This is a genomic window from Fulvivirga kasyanovii, assembly GCF_009711405.1.
Classification (GTDB): Bacteria; Bacteroidota; Bacteroidia; order Cytophagales; family Cyclobacteriaceae; genus Fulvivirga; species Fulvivirga kasyanovii.
Map to the genome: position 1 here is coordinate 1 of NZ_SMLW01000329.1, position 5,873 is coordinate 5,873.

Sequence of the window (5,873 nt, forward strand, 5' to 3'; positions counted from 1 at the left end):
TTTTAATGAAGTACTCATTTCGGGCAGTACTGGTGTAATGTCCAGCCTCCACCCGCCCTGATCATAAAAGTGTATTTTTAATGGGGTTTCCATTTCTCCAACTATTATTTGGGCAATGGTAAATTCATCTGTCACCCTTATCTCTCCAAGCTGAAAGTTAATCAGGCTGTTTTTGCTCAGCATTCCATGATCTACAGCATATGCAATGAAGTTTTTACCATCCATTTGCAAAATATCTTCTTTTGATAATTGATTGCGCATAGAAATTACCACCAGCTTATCTATTAATCTTAGACTAGCTACTTCTATGCTATCTCCCTCCAGAGCCAGGTTGAGTAGGCTTTGATAATGTTCTATGGTTTCAGGTGCAACGATTTCAGAGGCTTCTTTGCCGTTACCTTCCGCTACTGCCTTTTTAAACTGCTCAAAGCACTGGCTTACATCACCGGACTCGCTCTGTCCAAAGGCGCTTATGGATATTACTGTAAAGGTTATTATGAGAAAATATTTCATGTTGGTAGTAACATTCAGCATCTATCGGCTTAGCACATGTGATACTTAATACGCATGACTTAACCCTCAAGGCTCACGTTTTCGCGCAAATATAACACTGGCATGAGATAGCGGGTGAACTTGTTTAAAAATACTTGCGGGTATAATCATAGCTGTTTGATATCAGGCACTTTCAGCTCTTCCATATTCCAGCCTGCATGTTTCGCTCCGGCCTGATAGGCACTTTCCAGGAAATCTAATACTGCTTCGGCGGGATTATCTGCGTTCTTCACATCTTCATATCTCAACAGTGCCATAGGACTGCCATTGCTTTCCGCCCATTTGGCAGCTTCGGGTTGTAGTATTTCCTTATCGATACCTTCGGGCGACGGGTAGGTATAAGAGTAATACATTGGTTCCTGCAGGTTGTCATCGCCTGCCCAGAAGCCAAAGCTTATTTGTTCGTGTGAGTAGGTATCCTTTTCCAGAATGCGGGCAGACTCATCCATTTTAGGAAGTTTCTTCCCGGAAAACCGGGTAACAGTCAGGTCCAGGTGGTGCCAATAGATTTGAACAGGGCAGGTTTTGCCATAAAACCTCCCGCTGAACTCTTTAAAGATAGCATTGTTCCACCTCATCAGCTTCCAAAACCGATGTATAAAATTCCAGTCGTAATGATGGTACATGGTCAACTGTTCAAAAGGTTCTTCAACACCCATGTCAAAAGGCTTCGCTACAAACTGAGGGCGCAGCCCAAGACTAGCCAGGGCATCCATATATTGCTTGTAGAAAGCTGCTATGTCAGGGCTGCTTTCAAGGGATATGGTCATTACTGTTCCTGTACTACACAATATGACCACTTCCTTTTTCAGTATATCAAATTCTATATCGATACTATCCTGGCCATCATTAATGGGAATGCTATGGGTGCCAAAGCCTCGTGAGGTAACATAAAGGGTGATATACCACCAGTGGTTTTTCCTTGCGGTAAGCTTTAACCGGGACTTGCCGATAATCTGCAATATCAAATGAAGTGTAAGGCGGGTATCAGTCCATGCGTGGAAAGGCAAGTCGGGCAATTGAGGGGCTTTTTTCATAGTTTTATTGTTGTTTTTATATGCAAAATGACCCCCGCCTTCATCTTACAACACGATCAACTCCTGAGTCCTTGTGTAAGTTAATAAAGTCTACGGTTTAACTCCAGAATTAATGTCAAATGCCTCTCTCTACATTGGCCTTGACTGCATAAAAATATAAATACCAATGATTAAAACGGGGGTTGACCTATAGAGAACGGGCATTACATGCTCCATCTGTTTAGTACCTGTCAACTTTAGCACTAAAAGTAAAAAAGCACCTATGGTGACAGCGATGCTGCCTATGAAAACCATATTGAGAAATCCTTCGAGCCTCAAAATATAAAAAAGTATCCCTATCAATAAAACGGATGTTCCAATCCATATCATTTTAGGCATAATCTGATAGGCAAGTAATTCTTTAAAGCCATAGGACTTGCCCTCTTCCGGAGGTGGTACCTTGGAAGGCTGGTAAGCATTGAGAAAGGCAACGCAGCTCAACCCCATCAGCGATATCATTATAAGAGAATACAGGCCTCCACTAAAATAGTTTATGGTAAGGCCAATGATTAATAACAGCAGTAATAATTTTTCGACTACTGGTAAATACTTGAAGATAAAAGCCGGAGGTGTTTTGCTCATTGTAATTTTAGTTTTTAAGGAGTACACCAAAATATGCATTTATTTGGCAATTCTTATTTAACCTACTTATAAAGATGTTCTGCCCGCATTTCATGAAAAGAATGAAATGTGGGCAGAACCTGATTAAAGCTTCTTAAGTCCTTTCATACCATCTTTAGTGGCCTCTACAATGCTGATGGCCACTCCCCCACCCGCTGCCAGCTTTTGGCTTAGCTTGCTTTTGGAGTCAACCACAACTCTGCGAATGGTATAGCTTTGCGGGTTTTCGTTCCAACTGGCATCTTTACCATCTGCATAAATAGTGGCTATGAACTTCTCTCCTTTAGGCAGAAAATCAAACCCTATATTAGCTGTCCGGGCATTTTCATCAGTTACACCGCCAACGTACCACTCCTTTTTGCCTTTGGCTTTTCTGGCTATGGTCACGTAGTCGCCTGGCTCGGCTTCCAGGTAGTAGCTGTCATCCCAGTCCAGGGCTACATCCTTGATGAACTGAAAGGCGTCCGGGAAGCGTTCGTAATTTTCAGGAAGGTCAGCCGCCATTTGCAGAGGGCTGTACATGGTTACGTAATAGGCCAGTTGTTTTACCAGGGTGGTATTAATTCGTTGTTTACCGTTGTTATAGGTAGTCTGAAAAATGCCAGGTGTATAATCCATTGGGCCGCCCATCAGCCTGGTGAAAGGCAGGATGGTAGTATGCTCCGGATGCAGGCCGCCCATGGCTTCAAACTCCGTACCGCGGGCAGACTCCTGCGCTATCCAGTTGGGGTAGGTGCGGTGGAGTCCTGTTGGCCGCACTGCTTCGTGGCTGTTAACCATGATCTCGTAATCTGCGGCACGTTTGGCTACATGGATGTAATGGTTTACCATCCACTGACCGTCATGGTGTTCGCCTCTGGGTATGATTTTACCGACATAACCGGTTTTTACTGAATTGTACCCGTGGTCGGCCATAAATTGGAATGCCCTGTCGAGTCTGCGTTCATAATTGGTGGCAGAGGCTGAGGTCTCGTGGTGCATCATGATCCGCATTCCTTTGTTACTGGCATATTTTTCCAGCTCTTCTACATCAAAATCAGGATATGGAGTTACAAAATCAAAGACATCTTCTTTCCAGTTGCCAAACCAGTCTTCCCAACCGATGTTCCAGCCTTCTACCAAAACGGCATCAAAACCATGCTTTGCGGCGAAATCGATATACTTTTTTACATTTTCCGTGGTAGCACCATGTCTGCCACTTGGCGTTAGTTTTGTAAAATCCTGGTCCAGCTTTACGTTGCTCTCGGTACCATAAGCCCAACTGCTGCCACCATGGATAAAATACTCCCACCACACACCAATATATTTAACCGGCTTGATCCATGATACATCCTCGTAAGCGGTAGGTTCATTTAAATTCACAATCATATTAGAAGCCAAAATATCGGTAGCCTGATCGCTTACGACTATGGTTCTCCATGGCGAGTGTGCATCAGTTTGCAGGTAACCTTTGTTGCCGACGGCATCCGGTGTAAGGTGGGTGCTCATTTTATAGGTTGCGGCATCTACATTAAGGTTCATGCCTGAATAGTTCTCCAGGGCCGCCTCGTGGATATTGACATAAAGTCCGTCGGCCGTTTTCATCATAGAGGGGGTTTGTACGGCCAGGTTTTTTATCGGCCTTTGGGCTGTTATCTCAATAGTAGCCTCAGGCATTTTTGCCGGCAACTCAGAGATCTTTGAAGTGGTATAGGGATATTCGTTGGTATCATAGTCACCGGGAATCCAGAAGATTTTATGGTCACCGGCAAGGGCAAACTCTGTCAGCTCTTCTTTGATAATAAAGTACTTGAGCTCCGGCTGTTTGGGAAACTCATAACGAAAGCCGAGGCCATCATTAAATAGCCTGAACCGTATACGGATAAATCGCTCCTTCAGTGTAGGCTGCACGAGTGTGACCAACAACTCGTTATAATTATTTCTAATGGTCGACTGCTTTCCCCATACGGGCTTCCAGCTATTATCAACAGACTGCTCTTTTACTTCCTTTACCTCAAAGCCTGCATTCATCGAAGGGACATCCATCAGTTCCAATCCAAGTGTACTGGGCTTTATGACTGGCTTGCCTTTATAATTCAGGTTGTAATAAGGGACGCCTTCATCAGACAGTTCAAACTTCATTGACAAATTACCATTAGGGGATTTTAATTCTTGCGCCGCCAATAGCAAAGGCATCAGAAATGCCATTGACAGCAGAGTTAGTTTTTTTAACATGGGACGTATTTTAGTTTTTTATTCTTTCAACCCTCTAAAATAAAGAGTAGTGATGAGAAGTGGGTATTGAGTAGGGAGGAAAGGTGATTGCAGAAGGTAATTGCCGACATTAGCTGTCTTCATTCCTATCTGCCGGCACAGGGCCAAGTTCATGTCCAAATAATGCCAGTACCTGATTTACTTTGTCCATTCTAAGGGATTTCTTGCCCTGTTCGAGGTCGCGTACAAACCTTAAACCAACCCCTGACTTAAATGAAAGGTCTTCTTGCGTTAATCCAAGGCTTTTTCGCCGCCCTTTTACAAACTGACTTAACTTGTTCATTTTATACCCGTTCGGGTACAAAAGTAATGAAATTCAACCTATTTATACCTGAACGGGTATAAAATCTCTTAAAACGCGTTAAAAATACTGGATTAGGTATAAACAATCAGCACGCTTAAGCCTATGAGTGTTTATGTAAGATTTGCTCCGGTATTGCGCTTGTATAGCGTTGTAGGCGGCACTTCATGAGGATCCAGAGCTACAACTTCTCCATCCTTTATTATGATCATGGGACTATTTTTCTGCTTTTTGAACTCAACCAGTCTCCTGTAAGTCTCTTCAAGCCCCTTAACTATCTTGTCTCTTTCTTCCTTTAGTTGCTCTTTAGTTCTCATCATTATATTTATCCTTTAATTCATTCCATTGCTTAACATTATTTATAACAATTTCATTCATAGTACCTTCTGCAACAATTTCATAAGTATCTCCAGAATTATCAACAAATAACCAGTTATCTACCTTAGGAAGAAATAAATTAAAAAAATTATTTAATCCTCTTTTATACCTTCTTCTAATTACTGTTTCAGGAATATTATGTCCGCCTTCCTTCACTCTTGTTTCTACTCTTGAAATTGCTAACTCTTCTGAATGCAATAAAAAAAATAAGCATGTAACTTGATAACCTAATTGTTTTGCTTTTTCCACAAATCCTGCATAACTTTTGGTTGAAAGGGTTGTCTCAAAAGCGAAGCTCTCTCCTGCTTGAAGCAAAGTTTTAATTCTTTTCAACATTAGCTTTCCTGCTGTTATCCCTGCCTTTTCAGGTTGAAAGGGAGAAAGCCCTTTCGCTATTTCATCTGCATTCACAAATTCTCTACAATTAAGAATTTCAGGTAGAATTGTATAAGATGCTGTAGTTTTGCCAGCTCCGTTACAACCTGCTATAATGTAAAGGTTCTTCATCACACAAATATACAATTAACCTTGAATTCTGATGATTAGCCTTACTTGCGGGTCACCAATCAAATTACTTATTGTAGAAAATTTAAAATCATTGTTAAACTGACATGAGGCATGCTATAAGTCACATATACTAAATTTCAGATTAATTGACTGATGAATAAATTTACAATTCAAGAAAGACATTC

At 41.8% G+C, this 5,873-nt stretch carries 7 protein-coding genes; all 7 read right to left on the minus strand.

Annotation, left to right across the window (positions count from 1 at the left end):
* The coding region (locus E1163_RS03015; RefSeq protein WP_155169320.1) for a hypothetical protein at nt 1–513 on the minus strand (513 nt) is incomplete at its 3' end.
* 146 nt (nt 514–659) lie between these two features.
* Complete coding sequence (locus E1163_RS03020) at nt 660–1,589, minus strand: DUF5996 family protein (protein WP_155169322.1); 930 nt, start codon at nt 1,587–1,589, stop codon at nt 660–662.
* A 129-nt stretch (nt 1,590–1,718) separates the two neighbouring features.
* A complete protein-coding gene (locus E1163_RS03025) occupies nt 1,719–2,210 on the minus strand; it encodes a hypothetical protein (protein ID WP_155169324.1) in 492 nt (163 codons plus the stop codon).
* 123 nt (nt 2,211–2,333) lie between these two features.
* Nucleotides 2,334–4,463: a glycoside hydrolase family 97 protein gene (locus E1163_RS03030; protein ID WP_155169326.1), complete on the minus strand. Its 2,130-nt coding sequence runs from the start codon at nt 4,461–4,463 to the stop codon at nt 2,334–2,336.
* Nucleotides 4,464–4,572: 109 nt separating this feature from the next.
* Nucleotides 4,573–4,785 carry a helix-turn-helix transcriptional regulator gene (locus tag E1163_RS03035; RefSeq protein WP_155169328.1) on the minus strand — a complete coding sequence of 71 codons (213 nt, stop codon included), beginning with the start codon at nt 4,783–4,785 and terminating at the stop codon, nt 4,573–4,575.
* Nucleotides 4,786–4,916: 131 nt separating this feature from the next.
* On the minus strand, nt 4,917–5,123 hold the full coding sequence (locus E1163_RS03040; protein WP_233760109.1) for a hypothetical protein: 207 nt from the start codon (nt 5,121–5,123) through the stop codon (nt 4,917–4,919).
* Nucleotides 5,110–5,688, minus strand: coding sequence for an ATPase (locus E1163_RS03045; RefSeq protein ID WP_155169330.1), 579 nt, complete (start codon nt 5,686–5,688; stop codon nt 5,110–5,112). Before E1163_RS03045 ends, E1163_RS03040 begins: the two co-directional genes overlap by 14 nt.
* Nucleotides 5,689–5,873 lie beyond the last annotated feature (185 nt).

Bases quoted from the DNA above. Each gene is read 5' to 3' on its own strand.
- E1163_RS03040 (WP_233760109.1), bottom strand. From the start codon at position 5,123: ATGATGAGAACTAAAGAGCAACTAAAGGAAGAAAGAGACAAGATAGTT.
- E1163_RS03035 (WP_155169328.1), bottom strand. From the start codon at position 4,785: ATGAACAAGTTAAGTCAGTTTGTAAAAGGGCGGCGAAAAAGCCTTGGA.
- E1163_RS03045 (WP_155169330.1), bottom strand. From the start codon at position 5,688: ATGAAGAACCTTTACATTATAGCAGGTTGTAACGGAGCTGGCAAAACT.
- E1163_RS03025 (WP_155169324.1), bottom strand. From the start codon at position 2,210: ATGAGCAAAACACCTCCGGCTTTTATCTTCAAGTATTTACCAGTAGTC.
- E1163_RS03030 (WP_155169326.1), bottom strand. From the start codon at position 4,463: ATGTTAAAAAAACTAACTCTGCTGTCAATGGCATTTCTGATGCCTTTG.
- E1163_RS03020 (WP_155169322.1), bottom strand. From the start codon at position 1,589: ATGAAAAAAGCCCCTCAATTGCCCGACTTGCCTTTCCACGCATGGACT.